The organism is Klebsiella sp. 10982 (genome assembly GCF_048589245.1).
Taxonomy (GTDB): Bacteria; Pseudomonadota; Gammaproteobacteria; order Enterobacterales; family Enterobacteriaceae; genus Klebsiella; species Klebsiella quasivariicola.
This window is the reverse complement of record NZ_JBMAXV010000006.1, coordinates 1-22008: the sequence shown is the minus strand read 5'-3', so window position 1 is coordinate 22008 and position 22008 is coordinate 1. Positions and strand designations below refer to the sequence as shown.

Genomic DNA, 22008 nt, shown 5'->3' with positions numbered 1-22008 from the left:
TCCACACGTTGCGGCAGCAGGTGGATGACACGATGGAGCAAGTTCTTTGTCTTGCAGCGAATAACCTGGCAGACCCCTGAGGCGAGGATACGACGGCACGCTACTCATTTTTCTCGAGTCTCGCCTGAGGACGTTATTCTCAGGTGTAACAACAGGCTAAACGATGCCGGTAAAACGGTCAGTGTAACCAGCGTGGCAACCAGTAGTCCCCCGATAATCGCATAGGCCATCGGTCCCCAGAATACCTGATGAGAGATGGGGATCATTCCCAGAATGGCGGCACAGGCCGTCAGGCAGATGGGGCGCGCACGATGCTCTGCGGCCGCAATAATGGCGGCATCGCTTGCCATTCCCTGAGCAAGATTGCTGTCAACCTCGCTAATCAGTATGACGGCGTTACGAATGATCATGCCAGCGAGCGCAATCACGCCAAGCAGAGCGACAAATCCCATCGGTGTTCCGCCAGGTAACATAGCCAGCACGATCCCCGGTAAACCAAACGGGGCCATCAGTATAGCCAACGCCATACGGGAATAGTTGCGCAACTGGAGCATCAACAGCAAGAGCATGATGACCAGTGTCACCGGTAGAACCGCATAGATCGAACTATTACCTTTTTCAGATTCAGCAACCGCGCCCCCTTCTTCAATGCTGTAGCCTTCAGGCAGTTCCGCGCGCAACCTGTCTACCGCAGGTCGCAACGCTGCGGATACCGCTTCGGCGCGAAGTCCCGGGGCGAGGTCAGTTTGCACGGTGATGAAAGGCAAACGCTGTCGACGCCAGATAACCGGATCATCCACGCCCCAGACTGGCGTGGCAAAGGCGCTGAGCGGGATTTGTTTCCCGTCATTCCCCTGAACAGTCAGCGAAGAAAAGGTGGCGAGGTTAAGACGCTCATTGTCCCTGGCCCGGAGCACCACATCGACAAGGCGGTCATTATCGCGAACCGACGTGACCACACTGCCGGACCAGACGGTATTGAGCATCCGGGCCAGACTTTCTGACGACACGCCCGCAGCCCGGGCTGCGGTCTGATTGACCTTGAGGGTAATGACTCTCTCCGGTTCGCCTGCCGTCTGATTAACCTCGCGAGAGGAGGGGGACCGGCCAATGACATCGCTCAGGCGGTTCGCGATCGACCTGACCTTCAGATAATCTGGCCCACTCACCCGGTATTTGACTGGCCAGCCGACGGGAGGCCCAAGTTCCAGGGGCGATACGCGCGTGATGATGTCGCTAAAGCGCGTAGCCAGTATCCTGTTTAACTGTCGATGAAGACGATCCCGCGCTTTAAGATCTTTAGCTACCACCACCATCTGGGCGATATTTTCATTTGCCAGAAGCACATCCATAGGCAGGTAAAAACGGATCGCTCCCGACCCAACGTATGTCGAAAAGCGATCAACGTTGCGGTTGCCTGCCAGGGCCTTCTCCAGCTTTTCAGCCGTATTTTGCGTTTCCGACTGCGAGGCATTTGCCGGCAGCGTCAGGCTTACCAGCAATTCTGGCCTGTCGGAGGCGGGGAAAAACTCCCCCTGCATAAAGGTTGTTCCGTAAACGGACAGACCAAGCGCAATGAGAGCAATACACACGGTGGCGAAGCGGTGACGCAACGCCTTGCGCAGTAGCCACTGGTATCCGCGGGCCATCCGTCCAGGACCTTTCGCCTTCTGTCTGATGTTGTCAGATAACAGCCACGTCCCGGTTAACGGTGAAAACAGGATCGCGACAACCCATGAGCACAGCAGGGCGATGAGCACCACGGCAAACAGGGAAAAGCAATATTCGCCGGCGCTGGACGCAGCAAATCCCACGGGAATAAACCCGGCAATCATCACAAGGGTGCCCGTCAGCATCGGAAATGCGGTCGTTTTAAAAGCCCGGGTCGCCGCCTGTCGGCGGAAATCCCCGGCTTCCAGACCAGAGACCATGGTTTCCACGGTGATCATGGCGTCATCGACCAGCAGGCCCAGCGCGATAATCAATGCGCCGAGAGAAATACGCTGCAGACCTATTCCTGCCAGCATCATTCCTGTAAAGGTCATGGCCAGAACCAGTGGGATGGCCGCAGCCACTACCAGTCCGGCTCGTAAACCCAGCGAGACAAACGAAACGGCCAGGACGATCGCCACGGCTTCGATAAGCACCCGGATAAACCCGCTTACGGCATCGCTGACCACCGCTGATTGATCGGCAACCTTGACCATCTCAATACCGTGCGGCAGCGTGACGCTGATGGCATGCATTTTTGCATTCAGCGCGGCGCCGAAACGCAGCATATTACCCGTCGGCGCCATCGAGATAGCCAGCCCGATGGCGGGTTTGCCGTTGACCCGGTAAACCGGCTGGGGAGGCTCGGCGTTTTCACGGCTAACGGTGGCAATATCCGTCAGAGGAAGGTAACGATCGTTAATATGCAGCGTGACGGCACGTAAGCTCGCTTCAGAAGTCAGCTCCCCGCTGACCTTTATCGCCATATTTTCCTGTCCGGTGCGGATGATACCTGCCGGGACAACCGCATTTTGTGCTTTGAGGGCATCTGCTACCTGCTGGATGTTCAACCCCATACCTGCCAGACGCGCAGGAGAAAAAGAGAGAACTATCTGTTCCTGCTGCTCACCCAGCAGGCTGGTTTTTCCGATATCCGGTAACGACATGAGTTCCCGGCGGATTGTCTCAACACGGTCCCGGACCTCCCGCAGGGTATAGCCCTCAGGTATAAAGCCATAGATCGTACCGTACGTGTCATCGAACTCGTCGTCGACGGCGGGGCCCTGAACGCCTTCTGGCAAAGAGGGGGCAATATCCTGCATTTTCTTACGTACCTGATACCAGATATCCGGCACCTTTTGCGGCGGGGTATCGTCACGAAGATTGACATGAATAACGGAGCTCCCGGCGCGGGTCTCACTTTCGAGATAATCAAGCCAAGGGGTTTCCTGCAGCTTTTTTTCCAGCGTATCGGTCAGCAGTCGGGTGGTATCCGTTACGGATGCCCCGGGCCATTGCGCAGAAACAACGGCCGTTTTAATCGTAAACGCCGGATCTTCGTTACGTGGCAGGTTCTCATAACAGAACGCGCCCATAGCAATGATCAGCAGCATGAAGAAACTGACCATCTGCTGATGATTTAGCGCCCAGGAGGACAGGTTAAATTTCTCATTCAATACGGGTTTCATGATTCGCACTCCCCGGCAATCACCGGCTCGCCGGAGCGTAATTTACTCACGCCGGCGGTAATCACCCGGTCGCCTGGTTCAAGGCCGCCGGAGATAATGACCGTGGTGGCGGTATAGTATGCTGGTACCACCACGCGAAGCTGCGCCTGCGACTGTGGGTTAATCACATAAACCGCCGGTTTGTCGTCGACGCGGCTCAGCGCTGAAGCGGGAAGGGCGTATCCATGCGGACCCGTTGCGGGTAACGTGACGGTGACGCTGGCGCCCAGCGCCATTGCCAGCGGTGGGTTTTGCAGGGTAGCCCTGACGCGCCATGTGCGGGTCTGAGGATCGGCCTGCGGGCTAATATCTCTTACCGCGGCGGACGCTTGCACCGACGGGTCGCTGAGGAGGGAAACTCGCAAGCCAGCCTGTTCCTGTGGCGGGATCGCCTCGGGTTTAGCGATATCAAACACCACATCGCGGGCTTCACCGGTCGCCAGCGTCAATACCGACTGACCACCATTGACCACCTGACCCGCAGAGGCGCTTACTTCGGTGATCACGCCGCTTCGCGGCGCAATCAGACGCGTCCAGCCAAGGCTTTCCCGGGCATTACGCAACGCGGACTCGCTGTTTTTTAAACGCGCGCGGGCGACAAGCCAGTCTGCGCGGGCGGTATCGAGCTGCGTGCGGGCAATCGCGCCTGTTGGCATTAGCTTTTGCATTCGGTTGACGTTAAGTGCAGCAACCTGAGCAGAGGCTTTGGCTCCTTCATAATCAGCCTGTGCGCCATCGAGCTGATTCTGACTGGTTGTATTTTCAAGCGTGGCCAGCAGTTGCCCTGCATTGACCCGATCGCCAATATCGACGCTACGCGTCACTATCCGGCCGCCGGTACGAAAGCTCAGAATCGTTTCATCGTGCGCATGGATCTCTCCGGTTCTTTCCAGCGCGGGAAGGGTTTGCGCTGAGCCAACAACAACGTAGCGCACCGTTCGCACAGGATCAGTCGTATTACCCTGGTTGTCCCCGCATCCGGGCAGCAGAAAAATCACTACCGAAAGAATGGTCAGGGGGAGAAAGTGCAGCCAGGAAAGGGGGCGCGCCACGTCGTACAAATGGTGCAGACTGTGGCGGAGGGAGAGTAAAAATTCATCTGACATAACGCCGCTCCATAAAGGTGATGGCGTTATTAAATGCGCGCTTAGTCGAGAAAGATTCGACGTTTCGTCAAGGTATTATCAAGAGCGGCTATTTTCCATCTCAGACGACGTCCAGGGTAACAAAAGGGTGACTGCGAGTCCGCCGGTTTCAGGTAACGACGCGCTGATACTGCCACCATGGGCCTGACAAATCGCGCGAGCAATCGACAAACCGAGACCGCTGCCGCCGGAGTGGCGGGCACGAGACTGCTCCTCCCGGCTAAAACGGTTGAACATTTCCGGCAGGAACTGGGAGGATACCCCCGGGCCGTCATCGCGAAATTCGAGGCAATATTGCCCGCTGGCGTAGTGCAGCGTGACATCAAGATGGCCGCCATCACGCCCGTAACGGAGGGCATTTTCCATAAGAATGGTGAAAACCTGGCCCATACGGAACGTATCGCCTTTGAAGGGACACGCCTGAGAATGATGAAGCCTGATTGTAAAACGATGTGCATCAGCCTGGGGCATGATCCATGTCGCCCGTTCTTTAAGCAGCTCATCCAGACGAAAGGGTTCGTTTTCCAGCACCAAATTCCCGGCATCAGACAGCGAGAGCAGATGAAGTTCATCGGTCAGGCGATTCAGGTGCTGAAGCTGTTTCATTACCATTGCCAGTTGTTCCGGGCTGGCATCAAACACACCATCCAGCATGCCCTGCAAACGTCCGATAGCGGCAGTCAGGGGGGAGCGAAGCTCATGCGCCATGGCCACATGAGAGGTACGTAACTCTTTTTCATAGCGAGCCAGTTTCCCCGTCATGGTATTAAAGCCACTGGCAAAGCTGACCATTTCAGCCGGCGCATTCCTGATGAGTTCTGCCTGGCGGCCAAATTGTCCTTCGGCGACCTCCTTTGCCGCATCACGCAGCCGGCTGAACTGCAGCGCCAGTGGCCTGGCATATCTCAATCCCATCACCACAATAAAAGGGATCATGACCAGGACCAGTAACGCCACGGTGACCCAGTCCGCCGAGGCGATGGATGGGGTTGAATAACTCAACCCCCACCAGGTATCGACGATTTGATGGAAGCGCACCGGGTTCGCCTGCGGGTTCTGGCTGAGCGCAAGAAACTCTTGTCGGACCGATGCCGGCATTCTGCCTATGTTCCAGTAATTCTGCACCGCATAACGTAGCCACATACAGGTCGCAATGACAATTACGCTTCCGATGGCCAGCGCTAATATACGTGCGCAAATCCAGCGCCACAGGGAGGAATAGCGGGTTTTTGTCATGGTTGTCTGAACCTGTAGCCTACGCCGCGAACGTTAACCAGCACGCCGGAAATACCCGCCGCCTCGAGTTTTTTACGCAGGTTATAAATATGGGTATCCACCACGCGCTCCAGGGCTTCACTTTCCGGCAAGCAGTGCTCAAGTAAATGCTGGCGGGAAAAAGGGCGTGAAGGAGAGCGCATAAGCGTGGTCAGTAGTGAAAATTCGGTTGGGGTCAGATCCAACGTCCGCGGTGTGGTCCCGTCGACAATGCTCGCCACGATGGCCGTAACATCCACTTCGAGCGATTGCCAGCGAAGGATCTCTTCCTTTGTTTCTGTTTGATTGCTGCGGCGCAGTACCGCCTGCACCCGAGCCACAACTTCTCCCGGATGGTAAGGCTTAACAACATAATCATCAGCGCCATAGCGCAAGGCGCCAATACGATCGGGAGTATCTCCCATGGCGGTGACCATGATCACCGGAACATCATTTTTACGGCGCAGGCCAGCCAGGACTTCGGTGCCGTTAAGCCCCGGAAGCATCACATCCAGCAGGATCAGATCGGGTTTCCACCGGTGCGCCATATCCAGCCCGGAAAGACCATCTCCGGTAATGACGACATCGTAATTTTCACGGCGTAAATAGGCTTCGAGCACGCCAGCCGCATCGGCGTCATCTTCAATAATCAGCACTCTTCTGGACAACATCCATTCACCTTGACCGTTTCTTAACACTATCCCGACGATTCATTGATTTTGCCAAATCATACTGCGCCAACATTTTGTGGCGGCTCCTGCCTCAGGAGAAGCCGGCGTCTGTGAGGAGAACAGTATGATAGCGATAAAAAAAGCCCTGTATATGACCGTACCGCTTTTGACGGCCATGACATCCTGCGTACAAGCAAATGATGACACTTCCTCCGGCACCTTCACCATTGGGCTGGGAGGCCACTACACTCCGCGATATTCAGGTTCAGACAAGCAGGTATGGCAGGTGGTTCCTGTACTTCAGGGGCGTAACGGCGCATTTTTTATTGATACGCAGAAAGGGGGGGGATATGACCTGCAGAACGCCAGCGGCTGGTACTTCGAACATACGCTGGGATACGATCTGGGAAGGGCGGATAAAAATGCCAGCTGGCGGGCAGGGGCAAATAATCTGAAAGGGATGGGAGACATTGACGCCTCCCTGAACACGGCCCTTGCCGTCGGCTGGCAGGCGCTTTCGTGGCTCAGTGTTGAAGGTAAAGCGACGCTGCCTTTAACGGACAGCCAAGGGGTAAGCTATCAGGCATCCTTGACGTTGCTCCCTGTACAAACTGACCATGACACGGTCGCCTTTCAGACGGCGGCCCTGTTTGGCGACAACCGTTACCTGAATACCTGGTATGGGGTGGATCCGCAGCAGAGCCAGCGCTCAGGTTATAGCCGCTATTCAGCACCGGGGGGATTTTATGGCATAGACAACAGTCTGACCTGGAGTCACCAGTTTGATGCCCACTGGGGCACGGTTATCAGTGCTGACTATACCTGGCTTGGGGAGCATGCAAATGAGAGCCCGATCGTGTTACGACGTAACGAGGCGGCACTGACAGCAGCTGTCATCTGGACATTTTAGGGCGGAGAAAGCGCGGCGTGCGGTTTGTCGGGTTAGCATTGAGTGAGTCGGCATTGTTTGGCAGATACGGAACCAGAAACGAGACATGATGTTAACGGCGCCGGAAGACCTGGTGCGGTCCTCGTGTCCACTCTTTCCGAGCCTTCAGATTTTTACATCCATCAGAATCCAGTGCTTTCGACTGTAAAATTTATTCTTTGAGTGTGTTTTGTTGACTTATTCTGTAAAAAGATTACTTTTCAGGACATGAAAAAGATACTTATTATTGTACCCGATGGCGGCATGCTGTTTGAATCCGCCGGTATTGCTGACATTCTGATGCAGGCCAACCGCCTGCACCCGGAAGGTGCCCGGGAAATCTGCTACCAGGTCAAGCTAGCGACAACTCAACCGCATCAGGTTATCCATGGTCAGTCAGGTTTAAATCTGCTGGCCGACCATCGCCTGCATGAGATTGACCCTCGCGAGCCCCTCGATACCATCATGATTACCGGCAGAGGTCAAAACCCGCAGGAGGGGATGGCGGTGGTTGACTGGCTGCGCCTTGCCGCTCCCCATGCCCGCCGCATAGCCTCCATTTGCGGCGGTGCGATGCTGCTGGCGCAAACCGGACTGCTGGACGGCAGACGGGCCACTACCCACTGGAAACTGCTGGAAACCATGCAGGCGGAATTCCCGCAGATCCGTGTCGAGGGCGGGCCGCTCTATATTCAGGACGAACATATCTGGACCTCTGGCGGGGTCAGTTCCGGCTTTGATCTTACGCTGGCGCTGGTTGAAGAAGATTATGGCTTCAGCCTGGCGCGCGATATCGCCCAGGACTTCGTCATGTATCTGCGTCGCCCGGGAGGCCAGCTGCAGTTTAGCCGCTATAACCTTCAGCAGACCGCCACCCAGGGCCCGATTAACGATCTGCTGGCGTGGTTGCTCGAAAACCTCACCGCCGACCTCAGCGTAGATAAGCTGGCGGAAAAAGTCGCCATGAGTCCGCGAAATTTCACCCGCGTCTTTACCCGGGAAACCGGCGCTTCGCCGGCGCGGTACGTCGCGGAAGCTCGCCTGGCCGCCGCGCGGCAGCGTTTGGAGCAGACTCACGAGACGCTGGATCGTATCGCCGAGCAAACGGGATTTGGCAGCAGTATTAACCTGCGACGATTGTTTGAGAAACAGCTTAACCTCACTCCAGGTGAATATCGTCAACGATTTCACTGTCGCAAAATGGCGTAAAGTGATCCTTTTTTGTCATTTACGCCATAACCCGTCCGTCCTACTCTGACTCCAGCGATAATCGATAAGGAGTTAATTATGGTAAAGGTCGGTATTAACGGTTTTGGCCGGATCGGACGCAATGTACTGCGCGCAGCACTGAATAATCCGGATATTCAAATTGTGGCAATCAACGATTTGACGGACAGCAAAACGCTGGCGCATCTGCTGAAATACGACTCGCTTCTCGGTAAGCTGGATGCAGAGGTCACCGCGGGTGAAGGGGGGCTTGTTGTTGATGGTAAACCCATTACCGTATTCAGTGAACGCAACCCGGCCAGTATTCCGTGGCGTCAGTGTGAAGTCGACATCGTTATTGAGGCTACAGGATTATTCACGGACCGTGAAAAGGCTGCTGTACATATCCACAGCGGTGGCGCCAAGCGCGTGATTATCTCTGCCCCGGGTAAAAACGATGATTTAACCATTGTGATGGGCGTTAATGAGAGCCTTTACTCCCCGGATAAACACTACGTGATCAGCAACGGAAGCTGCACCACCAATGGTCTTGCACCTGCTGCGCAGGTCCTGCACCAGCATTTCGGTATTAAACATGGTCTGATGAACACCACCCATGCCTACACCAACAGCCAGGCGCTGCACGATCAGCCGGAAAAAGATCTGCGCGGGGCTCGTGCCGCCGCATTGTCGATTGTGCCTTACTCCAGCGGCGCAGCGAAGGCTCTGGGTAAAGTTATTCCTGAGCTGGATGGGCGTTTAACGGGATACTCGCTACGCGTCCCTGTGCCAGTGGTGTCCATTGTTGACCTCACCGTCACGCTTGAGCGAGATGTGACGGTCGAAGAGGTGAACAATGCTTTTCGCGAAGCCGCCGCAGCGGGACCTCTGAAAGGGATCCTGGGTTATAGCGATGAACCGCTCGTCTCCAGCGATTACCAGGGAGACCCACGCTCGTCGATTATCGACGGTCTATCAACGCTGGTGATTGGCGGTAATATGGTCAAAATTCTGGCGTGGTACGACAATGAATGGGGATTCTCTAATCGTCTCGTTGATCTGGCATTGATGATGGCAAAGCGTGAAAGCTAATCCACTGTGTGTTGTATTCATCTGTAAAAGTATAAGCAGTTCAGCTGGATGAATAGTGGCTCGAGTATCATTCATAGATGAAACATAACAAATCTTTCTGACCGCGATATAAAAGCATAAATGCCCGAGAGAGCATTTATGCTTTTTCGGCGATGAACGGAATTGCGATATGTTGTAGTCAGGTGCTCCCTGGTGGTAGCTAATCACCAGATACAAGGGAAGGGGGAGGTGAGGCAGAGCCTGTCAACATGGAAGCCGGCTGCGTAGGGCTTCAGTACACCATTCAACTTCAGCTGGCGGTTCTGTTTATGGTCGCGATGGCACTCGTCATTTGAGTGCGGAAACGAAGCTGGCGTCTTTTTGAGAATCACATCTGTGGCTGATCAAGCCCGGTTGATACACACTGCAGGCGGCGCGCTATCAAATGAGCATTTCATCTGGCATCCCGTGACGCGTTCGGTCAGAAAATGCAACAGCAGTAAGATATGCCGGACAGTACAAGCAGCAGGTGTGGCTGAATGAATTTCCCTGGCTTTTACTGTACGAGAACAGGCTGTAGTGGGCGAAGTGATTGTTAAAAGCCATGCTTGATTTATCACCTCGAACATTTTGCCTTATAGCGCAGCATTCACGTGCATGAAAGGAATGACGGTCATAGTGTTGATGTGGGAAGAGGCAGCTATCAAAGATGACGTTATTGAGTACGACATTGCATTTAACATAATATACATTATGCGCACTAATGTCGTAGCAGTTAAGTTGTAACATCTGGCCTGGACTAAGTTCCCCATCAAAGGATTCTGATGACGGATCATGCAGCGGCTTTTTTACTTTAGATGAAGTCAACCGACTCAAAATCATTCAAGACGTTGTTGACCGGCGGCTGACTAATCAGATGGCCGCGCAGCGTCTGGGTATTTCCGACCGCCTGTGCCGACGCCTTCTGTTGCGTTACCGTGAATCTGGCCCGCCTGGTATGGCTAACCGCCGTCGAGGAAAACCCAGCAATAACCACTGGCCTGATGGCCTTGCACAGTATGCGCTCAATATTATCCGCGAGCGCTATACCGACTTTCGGCCGACGCTGGCGTGTGAGAAACTCGCAGAACTGCACGATGTTCACCTGTCCAAAGAGATTGTCCGTTCACTCATGGTCAAAGCCGGTCTCTGGATCCCCCGCAAACAACGAGCTCCAAATTAAGGTCTGAGCTCCCCATATTTATAAGAGGCCGTAACACCACCATCCATCAGAATATCGCTGCCGCTGATATATGTCCCCGCAGGCCCGAACAGAAATTCGGCTAACGCCGCAATTTCATCCGGCGTGCCGCCACGCCCTGCGGGTGATTTCTCAAGCATATTTCGGTAAAAATCGCCACGCTCAATACTAGTGAGTTCATCATATGCCAGAGGAGTGAAAACGATCCCTGCGCTGATACAGTTGATACGGGCCCCTCTTTTCCCCCATTTTACTGCCTCAGCCATTACCCGCAGCGCATTCCCACGTTTAGAGATCTGATAGGCGTACAGGCTGTCATCAATTCCTTTAACCAGCGGAAGCTCCAACAATGCCTCTGGTGACAGGGTCGCTAACTCATCAGCCTGTGTTTGTGAAAGCGCATCTATTTTCAGGCGATGGCTGGACTGAGAGCCAATCACCACGGCGGAGCCCCCCGGTGCAATGACTTTACCGAACTCTTCAAACACCACCGCTGTCCCATACAAATCCACACGCAGAATATCCTGAGCTTTGGCCTGCGAAGGTGATAAGCCTGCCGTGTTGATGACTCCTTTAATTTCGCCATGCCGGGTCGCTATCTCGACTAGATCCTGTACGGATTTTCGGGAAGCAATATCGACAATCGCTGTACTGACCGTGAAACCGGCGCGGGACAGGATGTTTTCAGCTTCCTGGGTATTTTCAGATTTGATATCTGCCAGCAAAATATGCTTACCCACACCCACTCTTCGCGCAATTGCTTGGGCAATGGCCCCACTGCCAATAACAACAATGACTTCTTTCATACAAAATACCTCAATGTCATGGGCGAATGTGCGCCTTTCTCTTTCGCCAGCGCACACCTTTGCGGTTTAGTGTTATAACGCCAGCTTAAGAATGGTGGTCAGTGTTTCCTGAGTATAGGTCTCCGCCAGGCCAAACCAGCGGGTATTTCCTTTCAGATTTTCCAGTATGGCTGGCATATCGACCTCTGTAATGCCTAACTGTGACAGACGGGTCGGTGTGCCAATTTTATCGAACCACGCTTCGAGCGCGGCAATGCCTTCTTCTGCGGTTCCTTTACCAAATAGCGTCCGGGCAAAGCGCGCAAACTGTGTCGGGTTTTGGCTGTGATACCACTTCATCCACGCAGGCATGATCACCGACAATCCCGCCCCGTGCGGGACGTTAAACAACGCCGAAAGTGAGTGTTCAATCATGTGGTTAGGGTAGCTGAAGCCCGAGGTCCCGGCATAAGTTAGCCCATTTAGCGCCAGCGTGGACGCCCAGGCAAATTCGGCACGGGCGTTGTAATCTCCCGGATCTTTTAACAACATTTCTGTTGTCTCCAGCACCGTGGCAATCACTGTCTCAACGAGACGCGACTGGATTTTTGGTTGTACCGCTGCGGTGAAATAGCCTTCAATCGAATGGGCGATAATGTCGGCGGCGGAATAGACCAGATAATCACGGGAAACGGACTGCATTAGCGCCGGATTGACGACAGAGACCTTCGGAAAGGTATGTACAGAGTGAAGAGCAAACTTCTCCCGGGTGACGTCATTGGTGATGACAGCGCCGCTGTTCATTTCGCTCCCGGTTGCCGCAAGCGTCATAATCGAAAACACCGGTAATGCCGCATTGATCTGCCCTTTGCCAATAAATAGATCCCAGACATCCCCATCATACAAGGTACCTGCCGCAATGGATTTGGCGCTATCAAGCACCGAACCGCCGCCCACGCTCAACACCGCATCAACCTGATGCTCCCGCGCTACCTGAATACCTTCCCGGACCTTTGAGAGTAACGGGTTACTGACGATGCCGCCAAACTCAACATAGCGGATCCCATGCTGAGTCAGGTTCTGGCTAATCGTCGCAAACAAGCCATCGCGTTTGATGCGCTCGCTGCCGTAAGCCAGCAGGACATTTTTGACGTTATGTTCAGCCAGAATCTGGCCAATAAGCTTTTCTTTGTCTGAGCCAAACTCAATACGGGTCGGATTATAAAAACTGAAGTTATCCATCTCACTGCCTCTCTGAAATTAAGTCCCGATATTTGCGAAGTGCCACTACTATAAGAAAATGATTTGCAACCAACTAGACAGCAAATGGGTGAATCAGTTACAACTAAATGATGTAAATAAGTGGATGCGACCATGATTAATGAATTGCGCTCTATGACGACATTTGTCCGGACAGTTGAGCTGGGAAGCCTGAGTAAAGCCGCAGATGCTCAGCAGATATCACCCCAGGCGGCGAGCAAGGCCTTAAAACAACTGGAAACGCATCTGGGGGTGAGGTTGTTCCACCGCACCACTCGAAATATGTCATTAACGGAGGAGGGACAACGTTTCTTTGAAGCGGCAAAGCCTGCATTAATGGGGCTGCAACAGGCGCTGGCGACGGTGCAACAGACCCGCGAGGAGTTTGCCGGACCGTTACGTATCGTCGGTCCCCGTTCAGTTGTTCAGCAGATTATTAAGCCCGTGCTGATTGAATACAGCCGCCTCTACCCGGAAGTTCAGCCCGATGTGCAACTTGATGACGGGATAACTAACTGGGTTGAGAAGCGAGTGGATGTCGGTTTTCGTATCAGCGTTTCACCACAGGAAGGGCTGATTGCCCGTCGCTTGTTCCCCCTACAGTTGATCATTTGTGCTTCGCCAGCCTATTTGCGTAAATATGGCGTACCGAAAACGCTGCACGATCTCAGTGCCCATCGGTGTAGCGTGTTTCGCCATGCCGCAACCGGGCGCCTGATCCCCTGGACAGTGAAGTCCGGGGACAATGTGCAGGATCATCATGTTAACCCTGCCATGTCGACCAATGATGAGATGCTGGAGTTACATGCTGTATTGATGGGCGAGGTCATTGCGCAGGTGGCCGGGCCGACGGCGGCGCAATACATACGGTCTGGTCAGCTTATTCCATTGTTGACAGATAACATCGCTGATATTCACAGTTTATTTTTATATTACGGAAGCCGTATCGCGCAACCACTGAGGGTTCGTCGATTCATTGACCTCACAATAGAACGTCTGGGTAATATGAATAACTTAAATTTATCAACAGAGGAACTAAACAAAGCTCATATTCAAGGTTTGCCTGTATATTAATCAGGCCCCTGAAAATGTGGATTAAAATCAAATACTGCATAATGTTAAACAATGCTGAGGATATCATTTTAAATATCACGGACATTTTAACTTTGCCCTGCCCCGGACATCTGAACTTAGCTTTGACAAATGTCGTAGCAGTTAAGTTGTAACATCTGGCCTGACCTAAGTTCCCCATCAAAGGATTCTGATGACGGATCATGCAGCGACATTTTTACTTTAGATGAAGTCAACCGACTCAAAATCATTCAAGACGTTGTTGACCGGCGGCTGACTACTCAGATGGCCGCGCAGCGTCTGGGTATTTCCGACCGCCAGTGCCGACGCCTTCTGTTGCGTTACCGTGAATCTGGCCCGCCTGGTATGGCTAACCGCCGTCGAGGAAAACTCAGCAATAACCACTGGCCTGATGGCCTTGCACAATATGCGCTCAATATTATCCGTGAGCGCTATACCGACTTTGGGCCGACGCTGGCGTGTGAGAATCTCGCAGAACTGCACGATGTTCACCTGTCCAAAGAGATTGTCCGTTCACTCATGGTCAAAGCCGGTCGCTGGCTCCCTCGCAAACAACGTGCGCCGAAAATTCAGCAGCCACGTTATCGCCGGGCCTGCTGCGGCGAACTGATCCAGATTGGTGGCTGCGATCATCACTGGTTCGAGAACCTTGCGCCCGCCTGTACCGCACTGGTCTATGTCGACGATGCGATGAGCTGCGTGATGCAGCTTCGATCTGTAAAATCAGAATCATCATTCACCTATTTGAGAGTGGCAAGGCCATCGGGAAATACATAGAGGTCTGGCACTATCCGGATGCACGAAAAGAACTAACTCAGGCTTAACGGCGTTGCTCTTCCCTACTCCACTTATGATCGCTGTCGGAAGTCGACCAAAGAGCATAAGCGCCATAGAATGAAATCTGCTTTATAAATGCTGTATACCGGTAAGCTGTCAGATGACCAAAAAGATTTACACCGCAGAAGAAAGGTGAAAACGCGCTGGCCCTTTTAAGGAAAAACTCAACGTTTTACAATAGCGCTACGGTCTTAACAGAGGAAAAATAGTATGTTGTTCTGGAAAAAGATGGTGCAAAGAATCGACGTTTTTGCTGCGTTGCTCGCACCACGCTACTTCCGGGTGTAAACCTAATGAGCCCGATAAGTACGGCGCTATCGGGCACAGATACCAGCTTAACGTTGGCAGGATCTTTTTCGGCGCAACCTGCATATATGTAATATTTCCCCCCACATGCGCAGCAAGGTAAACCGGTGAACCAGAGGATATTGCCAGCGGAGTAAGGTCAGAAACATAGGGCCTCCCGTTTTGTATCTCTCAGGCCAATGCTAACGAAACGTTGGCAGTAAACCAAAAACATCCAGCACCACCGTCAAGTAAACAATGCCTCCACAGACGATAATCAGATTGAGAACGACATTACTGCATGGCGCGGTATATATCGCAGTGGCGAAACGTCGACGCGCGGCCTTCACCAGGAACGGCGGCAGGATCACGCTCCAGATAGTAAACGCCAGTCCAGCGTAGCCAATCGCATGGACAAAGCCATTCGGGAAAAAGACACAGACGGCGGCCGGTGGAAAGTAAGTCACTAGCGCGGTTTTCAGGCGCCCCATGCCGTTATCCTGGAAGTGGAATAAATCAGCAATGTAATCAAACAGGCCAAGCGTTGCCGCCAGTAGAGAGCTGGCCACGGCGAAGTTACCGAAAAAAGTGAGGATCAGATCCATATAACGGCTGGAAAACAGGCCGCTGATCGCCTCGACAAAAACATCAATATTACCCCCTTTAGCAATGATCGGCGGAAATTCTGCGCGACTGATATTGCCCATGGTCACCGCCAGCCAGAAGACATATAGCAGGACGGCGAACAGTGTTCCTATAATAATTGATCGCGTAATATTATGAATGCCGTCCGTGCCATATAGCTTAACCAGGCTGGGTACATTGCCGTGAAAACCAAATGAAATGATGCAAAATGGTAACGTCATCAGGATATACGGCGCATATTGCGCATTGGGTAATGCAAACGCCACGCTGTCCACCAACTTCGCCACTTCAATGTGCCCAACCAGTCCAGAAAAGGTGGCAAAAAAAGCAACAAACTTACCAATGATGAGAATAGTGGTGATCCGACCGACTAACAGTGAGCTATACCACGCGATCGCGCCGACCAGGATACTTACAACAATCACGGAAATACTGGCAGGCAAACGAAAATTGCTGTATTTAAACACTGTTTGAGCCATTACCGCGGACGATCCGGAAATATAGGCATAGGTCAATATATATAGAACGAAACCAAAAGCGATACCGACAACCACGTTCCATTTTTGACCCAGCAAATCCTGAGTAAAAGTATTGAAACTGGCACCCGCGCCGTAGTGAAGATTCACTTCAACCAGCATCAGTCCAGTTAATAACATCATAACGGCAACAGCAAAAAGAATAACAGTGGCACCGGGGAACCATACCCCAGACATGGCAATAGGTAGAGAGAACATCCCACCACCAACCACGGTAGCAATGACGAGCATCGTACCGCTGGTTAGGCCGGGAGTACCACTCTGTCGTTCAATGGTATTAATATCCATAATAAATGTTCCTGTTGACTAATATTTATAATTACGGCTGTCATGTATACATCTTCGGATAATAAGATATTGAAGTCAGGTTTGTATTTGTTATATATAACACGATTACAGAAAGTGAAATAACCTTCTGTAGCGGAGAATAAAGACCAAAAAGCCCCATCTATTGATGGGGCCAGTCAGAACGTTTAGATATAATCAAAACGAGCAGTAAAGAAACGAAGCTGCTTAGGTTCATAAATAAACTTCAGTCCACGGATATCTTCTTTGTGCTGGTAGAGTTTAATAATACCGTCCGCCACTATATCCATATGCGCATAAGTATAGACACGACGCGGGATGGTCAGCCGGACCGTTTCCAGTTTCGGACGGTGGTGATCGCCCGTCTCTTTGTTTCGACCCGCAGAGATAATGCCGCGCTCCATGCTACGAACGCCGGTTTCCATGTAGATACTTGCCGCAAGACTCTGCGCCGGGAACTGGTCCTGTGTCAGATGTGCGCAGAAGCGTCGGGCATCCAGGAATACAGCATGGCCGCCAATTGGTTCAACGATCGGCACGCCAGCCGCTTTCAATTTATCGCCCAGGTAGCGAACCTGCTTCACACGATGCTCAATGTACTCAAACTGCATCGCTTCGCGCAAACCGATCGCCATAGCTTCCATATCACGCCCAGCCAGACCGCCATAAGACGGCATCCCTTCGTAAACGACCACCAGTTCTTTTGCCGCAGAGAACATCTCATCATCGTTCATGCACAGGAATCCGCCGATGTTAACCAGGCAATCTTTTTTGCCGCTCATGGTGCAACCATCAGCATAGCTAAACATCTCATGAACGATATCTTTGATGCTCTTGTTTTCGTACCCTTCTTCCTGCTCTTTAATGAAGTACGCGTTTTCAACGCAGCGGGTCGCATCATAGAAAATTTTAATACCGTGTGCGTGAGTTAGTTCACGGACTGCACGCATGTTGGCCATGGAAACGGGCTGTCCCCCTGCCAGGTTCACGGTGACGGCCAGACAGATATAGGCAATATTTTCAGCACCCTTTTCGTCAATCAACTTCTGTAATTTTTTAAGATCAATATCACCTTTAAAAGGGATATTTAAATCTGCATCGTGCGCTTCGTCACGAACGATATCCACAAACGTCGCACCATTCTTTTCCTGATGATAACGCGTCGTAGTAAAGTACATATTACCAGCAACATATTGCCCTGGCTTAATAGCCAACTGAGACAACAAGTTTTCTGCACCACGTCCCTGGTGAGTAGGAACAATATGCTTAAAGCCAAAAAGCTCCTGAACGGTTTTTTCCAGATGATAAAAGTTTTCGCTGCCAGCATAAGCCTCGTCACCGATCATCATCCCGGCCCACTGCTTATCGCTCATCGCATTGGTGCCGCTATCTGTCAGCAGATCAATATAAATATCTTTGGAATTTAACAGGAAAGTATTGTAACCCGCTTCCTGCATTTTCTGAATGCGTGCATCACGAGAAATCATCGATACAGTTTCAACGCTTTTAATACGGAAGGGTTCTGCCGGATAATTCATGTTATTTCTCCAGTTAACAGTGTTCATGTTCGTATTAATGTGAGGTAAAACATGCCCGTTTCATCAGTGAACGCTGATGAAATATTATTTACCGCCTCCGGTAGCCGGGGGCGGATGTAATTTAAGGGCACTATGCAAGAATTTATTGATGAAGGGAATACTTAGAGCGACATTCAATGACGGTCTTAATTTAATAAGCTGTAAAAGTGAGTGATATAAATCACATGGTTTCTTGTTAACCATTCATATTCAATGAGTTATTTTTTTCACTTTTATTTAGAGTTTGAGGTTCTCCACAATTGATGTGCTTCCGCTCTGAAAACTTTACTTTCCAGCCTAAGTAACTCATGTCCTGGTAAATGAGTACCCATACAGTTTGTGCGAGAATGATCACTCTGTGGGCTTATTTTTGTGACTGAAATCACTATTATCGTAACGAAAAGTGTACACTTAAGCGTTGTTTCACAGATTGTGATTTGCTTCCGTGAATTTCATTGCAAATTCTGGACTGTTTTTGGAAATAGCATTTATTGTCAGCCACTCCCGCCTAACAAATCTGCGATAAACATGCCGGCCCTGCAGCGTTGTGCGACGAACTTGTGCTGCAGAATGTTTTGATCGGGAACGCTATATGCTGAGCTGAAACACGGTATGTTTAGCTAATAATCAATTGAAAGAAGGAGCGCTTTATGACACAGCACGAACAGTTTTGTCAGGCCTGCGGAATACCGATGTCCGCACCTGATGCGCAGGGTGCCAGCGAAAAATATTGCGCCTACTGCAGCGACAGCGACGGTAATCTGAAGTCCTGGGAAGAGGCGGTATCCAGCCTGGCGGGGTTTCTCGATTCATGGCAAAAAGTTGGCAAAGAAGAATCGCGCAAGCGGGCAATACGCTATCTGACAGCAATGCCCGCCTGGGCACATAAAGCAGACGAGTAAGCCGTTTCTTCTTTATCTTTGCTGAAGGCGGACCCCCTCCCCTGAACGTGTTTGCTTTGTATCGTGATTTCTGAAATTGGCATACCGTGCAACAGCCCGCGACAAGCGGGCTTTTTTTATCTGAAACGTGTTACAGGCGACAAAGTTGCTGCACAAACGCAGGCACGAAACGTCACGTATTCGGTTACTGAAATGTCATCATCATTGCGTCAAAATCAATGGTCCATTTGTAGTGCCTTAAAAACTGGTGACTGAGAAAACCATCCAGAATCATACCGGATTCAGTGAAATAGAGTTGTTCCGGTAACACGCCATAAAGGCCGGTTAACCCCTTCTGATGTAAAGCGCCGACAGAAACACTGTCGATGGGCAGCCGGGTTACTGCAAAACCGCCTCCGCCAAGCCCTCCTTTGTTGTCATCCGGCGCATAGCGCTCCCCGTCCTGCAGTTTCAACCCAGCATAATTCAGTGCTTCTTTCTGCAACAAAATTGAAGCGTCCGGATCGTCAAGGCCAGAATCAAGGAAGAACGTCATACCCTCCTTACCGTTGACTGCACCTTTGACTATCATAAAATGCGTTCCTTCAAGAATGAAGGGTATATGCGAGCCATCCCGTTCGGAAACCTCACGCTGACTGATTTTCCTTCTCGGCATCAGCACCAACTGCCGCTCTGGATAATCCATCGTGGTGAGAAACTGGTGAAATACACCCGTGGATAAAATACCGTCGATATCAATTTTTTTACCCGTTCTTTCATCGGTGAAAACCCATGACTCAGGAAAATCTGCAATATCAACAGGAACATCATGTAATGTGACGTCTCCCAGACCCAATGTCTGTAGTCTGGAATGATTGATTTCTGCTGTCTTTCCGCCGGCATATGTCCCCGTGAAACTTGCCTGTGATGTAAGTCCCAGCGTCTTCGCCATTTCAGATTTGATAACAAACAAATCGGCTCCAGTATCTATGAAGACATTGACAGGTTGTCCGTTCACCATGACGGAGACTACGGGGAGATTATTCATCGAGATGAACGGAAGAACAGCCTTATCAGCTTTCCAGTCCAGTCTGTAAGGCTGGGCACTGCCGAAGGAACTCATTAAAGTCAACAGGGCTATGTCATTTTTACTGAGAGATTTCAGTTGATCATCATCGAACAATTCTCTCGCCTTTGAATACTGACCGGTCTGATAATAGATATAGAGCAACTTGATGCGACTTTTCAGGTCCCTGGCACCCTTTCGAAAAAGAGCCTCAGCCTGGACGTAATCCCCCTTTAAATAATGAACCACTCCCTGCGTATAAAGTGCATTGTTCGCATAATGCGGGTCGCTTAATAATGGTTTGAGATATTTTTCTGCTTTATCTAAATTGCCTGCTATTAGTTCATCTTGCATAAGATCCCAGAGCAGAATCTTATTAGAAGGATCCGCGGAAAGACGTCTCTCCTTTAAAGCGATACGATTTAAATACTCACCACGATCTAGCCTCTCATCGTGACTTTTCATCGAGGTGCTTGCAGTCAGTTCCGTATTGGTACCCTTCTCAGCAGCAACTGTGATTAAAGGAATGAAAGAGAAAACAAATGATAACGCCAATAGCCTTTTAAACATGATTGAAACTCCCTTCGGAAAAATCTAGTCACACTGTAGATGAGAACAAAGAAGCTTTTTTAAGTGTTATCAGAAAAAAGATTATGGGATCTCAATATATTTATTATCAAGACTGACACCAGCCCGGACTAAACTTCATCGTCCCTTATAGTCCAGTATCTCAATGCCATCAAAAGGAGATATGATCTGGTCATATCCGTCGTTATAGCGGCGAATGTAAGTATCATCGACAATATACACGCCCTCCTCTCCTGATTTCATTTTTTTGGTGCCACCAGGTAACATGTAAATGCGTTTGCCTCCAGGCGGTTCTGATACAGAATAGTAAACAGGAGAGCGATCGCCGGGCTTCCGTTTGACAGCCGTCGGTCTGTGAGTCGATTTATTTTTGTCGTTCTTATGTCCCGGTCGGGAAGAGCCTTTACGCTCTTTCTGAATGTCAGAATGTTGATTAACTTTTCCCGAACGGTCTTCTCGTGGTGCTGCTATGCCAACGCCGTTGAGGAAAAAAATAAAAAACAATATACTCAGTACTTTTCTTTTCATAAATATTTACCTTTTACGTATAACGTCATAAGGAGCATGACTCCAGGCAACACCGCTGCAAACAGCGGTGTGTTCAGGAAAGAAAAGAGCTATGGCGGCTGGGTTAATACAACCTGTTTATCTCACTCATCCTCTTTCGATGGAATATAACTAAAGAGATCGCCAGGCTGACAATCAAGATATTTGCACAGTGCATCAAGGGTTGAAAATCGAAAACCTTTAATTTTACCTTGTTTTATTAGCGAAAGATTCTGCTCGGTAATACCAATAGCATCAGCAAGCTCCTTTGACTTCACTTTCCTTGCGGCGAGTAATACATCCAGTTTTACAATGATTGCCATAAATGATCCGCCTTACAGGAAGAGTTTATTTTCTTCGTACAGAACGCTTGCCTTTTCCAGTATTTTCGCCACTGCCATCACGCACAGCGAAATAAAAATCCAGACGATATGATGTAGCTCAAATCCAAATATTATTTCACGCTCGCCAGTGGGGTTAAGCAGAGACAACCAGTAACTGAGAACAGGACCGGCAAGCAGATCCATTACCGTCCAGAGACCCAGTGAGGCTCCAACTCTGCTCATATGCTGTACCGAACGGGCAGAAAAATAGTTCCGGCGAGCATAAGCTTTAAACAAAGAGCGTAGCTGATACAGGCTGTAACAGAGAGGAGCCATAACCAGCAGACTTATCACGCCGACGCCTGCGGCCTGCCACCATGGCAACGCGCGCAGATTGACATCGAGAGCAGAAAGCCGCCGATCATCAAGCGACAGTCTTATCCCGTACAACTCATCCGCAAAGGATAATGTAGGGAAAAACAGAACAAGCGAATTCAATAAAACAACAGCAATCAACAGCATCATGGTGAATGAGACCATTCTTTGGC

General features: G+C 50.9%; 18 protein-coding genes and 2 pseudogenes. 7 read left to right on the top strand and 13 right to left on the bottom strand.

The genetic code is table 11. The annotated features are described in order from the left end of the window. Nucleotides 1-104: 104 nt before the first annotated feature. The 4 genes from ACKLKD_RS06995 to ACKLKD_RS06980 form a co-directional block, all read right to left on the bottom strand. Nucleotides 105-3179: an efflux RND transporter permease subunit gene (locus tag ACKLKD_RS06995; RefSeq protein WP_087805647.1), complete on the bottom strand. Its 3075-nt coding sequence runs from the start codon at nt 3177-3179 to the stop codon at nt 105-107. Then, nucleotides 3176-4324, bottom strand: a complete 1149-nt coding sequence (locus tag ACKLKD_RS06990; protein WP_087805649.1) for an efflux RND transporter periplasmic adaptor subunit — start codon at nt 4322-4324, stop codon at nt 3176-3178. The genes ACKLKD_RS06995 and ACKLKD_RS06990 overlap by 4 nt, the downstream gene beginning before the upstream one ends. A gap of 78 nt (nt 4325-4402) precedes the next feature. Beyond that, nucleotides 4403-5599, bottom strand: coding sequence for a sensor histidine kinase (locus ACKLKD_RS06985; RefSeq protein WP_087805651.1), 1197 nt, complete (start codon nt 5597-5599; stop codon nt 4403-4405). Further along, a complete protein-coding gene (locus ACKLKD_RS06980) occupies nt 5596-6288 on the bottom strand; it encodes a response regulator (RefSeq protein ID WP_087805653.1) in 693 nt (230 codons plus the stop codon). Before ACKLKD_RS06980 ends, ACKLKD_RS06985 begins: the two co-directional genes overlap by 4 nt. A gap of 124 nt (nt 6289-6412) precedes the next feature. Between ACKLKD_RS06980 and ACKLKD_RS06975 the strand changes: the two genes are divergently transcribed. From ACKLKD_RS06975 to gap, 3 genes are all read left to right on the top strand, one after another. Then, complete coding sequence (locus ACKLKD_RS06975) at nt 6413-7198, top strand: MipA/OmpV family protein (RefSeq protein ID WP_087805655.1); 786 nt, start codon at nt 6413-6415, stop codon at nt 7196-7198. 246 nt (nt 7199-7444) lie between these two features. Further along, a complete protein-coding gene (locus ACKLKD_RS06970) occupies nt 7445-8425 on the top strand; it encodes a GlxA family transcriptional regulator (RefSeq protein ID WP_040242584.1) in 981 nt (326 codons plus the stop codon). Nucleotides 8426-8503: 78 nt separating this feature from the next. After that, nucleotides 8504-9514, top strand: a complete 1011-nt coding sequence (gap, locus tag ACKLKD_RS06965; RefSeq protein WP_002904873.1) for a type I glyceraldehyde-3-phosphate dehydrogenase — start codon at nt 8504-8506, stop codon at nt 9512-9514. 420 nt (nt 9515-9934) lie between these two features. Here the strand turns inward: gap and ACKLKD_RS06960 are convergent, their stop codons facing one another. Beyond that, a complete protein-coding gene (locus ACKLKD_RS06960) occupies nt 9935-10099 on the bottom strand; it encodes a hypothetical protein (RefSeq protein WP_004221585.1) in 165 nt (54 codons plus the stop codon). A gap of 181 nt (nt 10100-10280) precedes the next feature. Here ACKLKD_RS06960 and ACKLKD_RS06955 point away from each other — a divergent pair. Next, nucleotides 10281-10706, top strand: a pseudogene (locus tag ACKLKD_RS06955) (helix-turn-helix domain-containing protein); the annotation flags it as partial. A 5-nt stretch (nt 10707-10711) separates the two neighbouring features. Here ACKLKD_RS06955 and ACKLKD_RS06950 read toward each other — a convergent pair. Continuing rightward, entirely contained in the window at nt 10712-11539 is an 828-nt protein-coding gene (locus ACKLKD_RS06950) for an SDR family oxidoreductase (RefSeq protein WP_080897370.1), read from the bottom strand. Nucleotides 11540-11611: 72 nt separating this feature from the next. After that, nucleotides 11612-12760: an iron-containing alcohol dehydrogenase gene (locus ACKLKD_RS06945; RefSeq protein ID WP_025714725.1), complete on the bottom strand. Its 1149-nt coding sequence runs from the start codon at nt 12758-12760 to the stop codon at nt 11612-11614. A 132-nt stretch (nt 12761-12892) separates the two neighbouring features. Here ACKLKD_RS06945 and ACKLKD_RS06940 point away from each other — a divergent pair, with 132 nt between their 5' ends. Both ACKLKD_RS06940 and ACKLKD_RS06935 read left to right on the top strand, forming a co-directional pair. Then, the gene (locus ACKLKD_RS06940) at nt 12893-13852 is read left to right on the top strand and encodes a LysR family transcriptional regulator (protein ID WP_025714724.1); all 960 of its coding nucleotides are present in this window, start codon (nt 12893-12895) and stop codon (nt 13850-13852) included. A 153-nt stretch (nt 13853-14005) separates the two neighbouring features. Then, nucleotides 14006-14629: pseudogene (locus ACKLKD_RS06935) on the top strand (helix-turn-helix domain-containing protein); the annotation flags it as partial. A 566-nt stretch (nt 14630-15195) separates the two neighbouring features. On the opposite strand, the gene ACKLKD_RS06930 reads toward ACKLKD_RS06935, so the two are convergent. Both ACKLKD_RS06930 and ACKLKD_RS06925 read right to left on the bottom strand, forming a co-directional pair. Then, nucleotides 15196-16461, bottom strand: a complete 1266-nt coding sequence (locus ACKLKD_RS06930) for an aromatic amino acid transporter (protein ID WP_025714722.1) — start codon at nt 16459-16461, stop codon at nt 15196-15198. A 185-nt stretch (nt 16462-16646) separates the two neighbouring features. Beyond that, nucleotides 16647-18017 (bottom strand): tyrosine phenol-lyase, encoded by a 1371-nt coding sequence (locus tag ACKLKD_RS06925; RefSeq protein ID WP_025712472.1) that lies wholly within the window; start codon nt 18015-18017, stop codon nt 16647-16649. Nucleotides 18018-18706: 689 nt separating this feature from the next. Between ACKLKD_RS06925 and ACKLKD_RS06920 the strand changes: the two genes are divergently transcribed. Beyond that, the gene (locus tag ACKLKD_RS06920) at nt 18707-18958 is read left to right on the top strand and encodes a zinc ribbon domain-containing protein (RefSeq protein ID WP_025712471.1); all 252 of its coding nucleotides are present in this window, start codon (nt 18707-18709) and stop codon (nt 18956-18958) included. A 184-nt stretch (nt 18959-19142) separates the two neighbouring features. Here the strand turns inward: ACKLKD_RS06920 and ACKLKD_RS06915 are convergent, their stop codons facing one another. From ACKLKD_RS06915 to ACKLKD_RS06900, 4 genes are all read right to left on the bottom strand, one after another. Then, nucleotides 19143-20573 (bottom strand): aspartyl protease family protein, encoded by a 1431-nt coding sequence (locus ACKLKD_RS06915; protein WP_087805657.1) that lies wholly within the window; start codon nt 20571-20573, stop codon nt 19143-19145. 135 nt (nt 20574-20708) lie between these two features. Further along, nucleotides 20709-21119, bottom strand: a complete 411-nt coding sequence (locus tag ACKLKD_RS06910; RefSeq protein WP_117141138.1) for a hypothetical protein — start codon at nt 21117-21119, stop codon at nt 20709-20711. A 122-nt stretch (nt 21120-21241) separates the two neighbouring features. Further along, a complete protein-coding gene (locus ACKLKD_RS06905) occupies nt 21242-21460 on the bottom strand; it encodes a helix-turn-helix domain-containing protein (protein WP_025712469.1) in 219 nt (72 codons plus the stop codon). A 12-nt stretch (nt 21461-21472) separates the two neighbouring features. After that, nucleotides 21473-22008: DUF2975 domain-containing protein (locus tag ACKLKD_RS06900; protein WP_420061965.1), on the bottom strand; the 536-nt coding region annotated here is incomplete at its 5' end.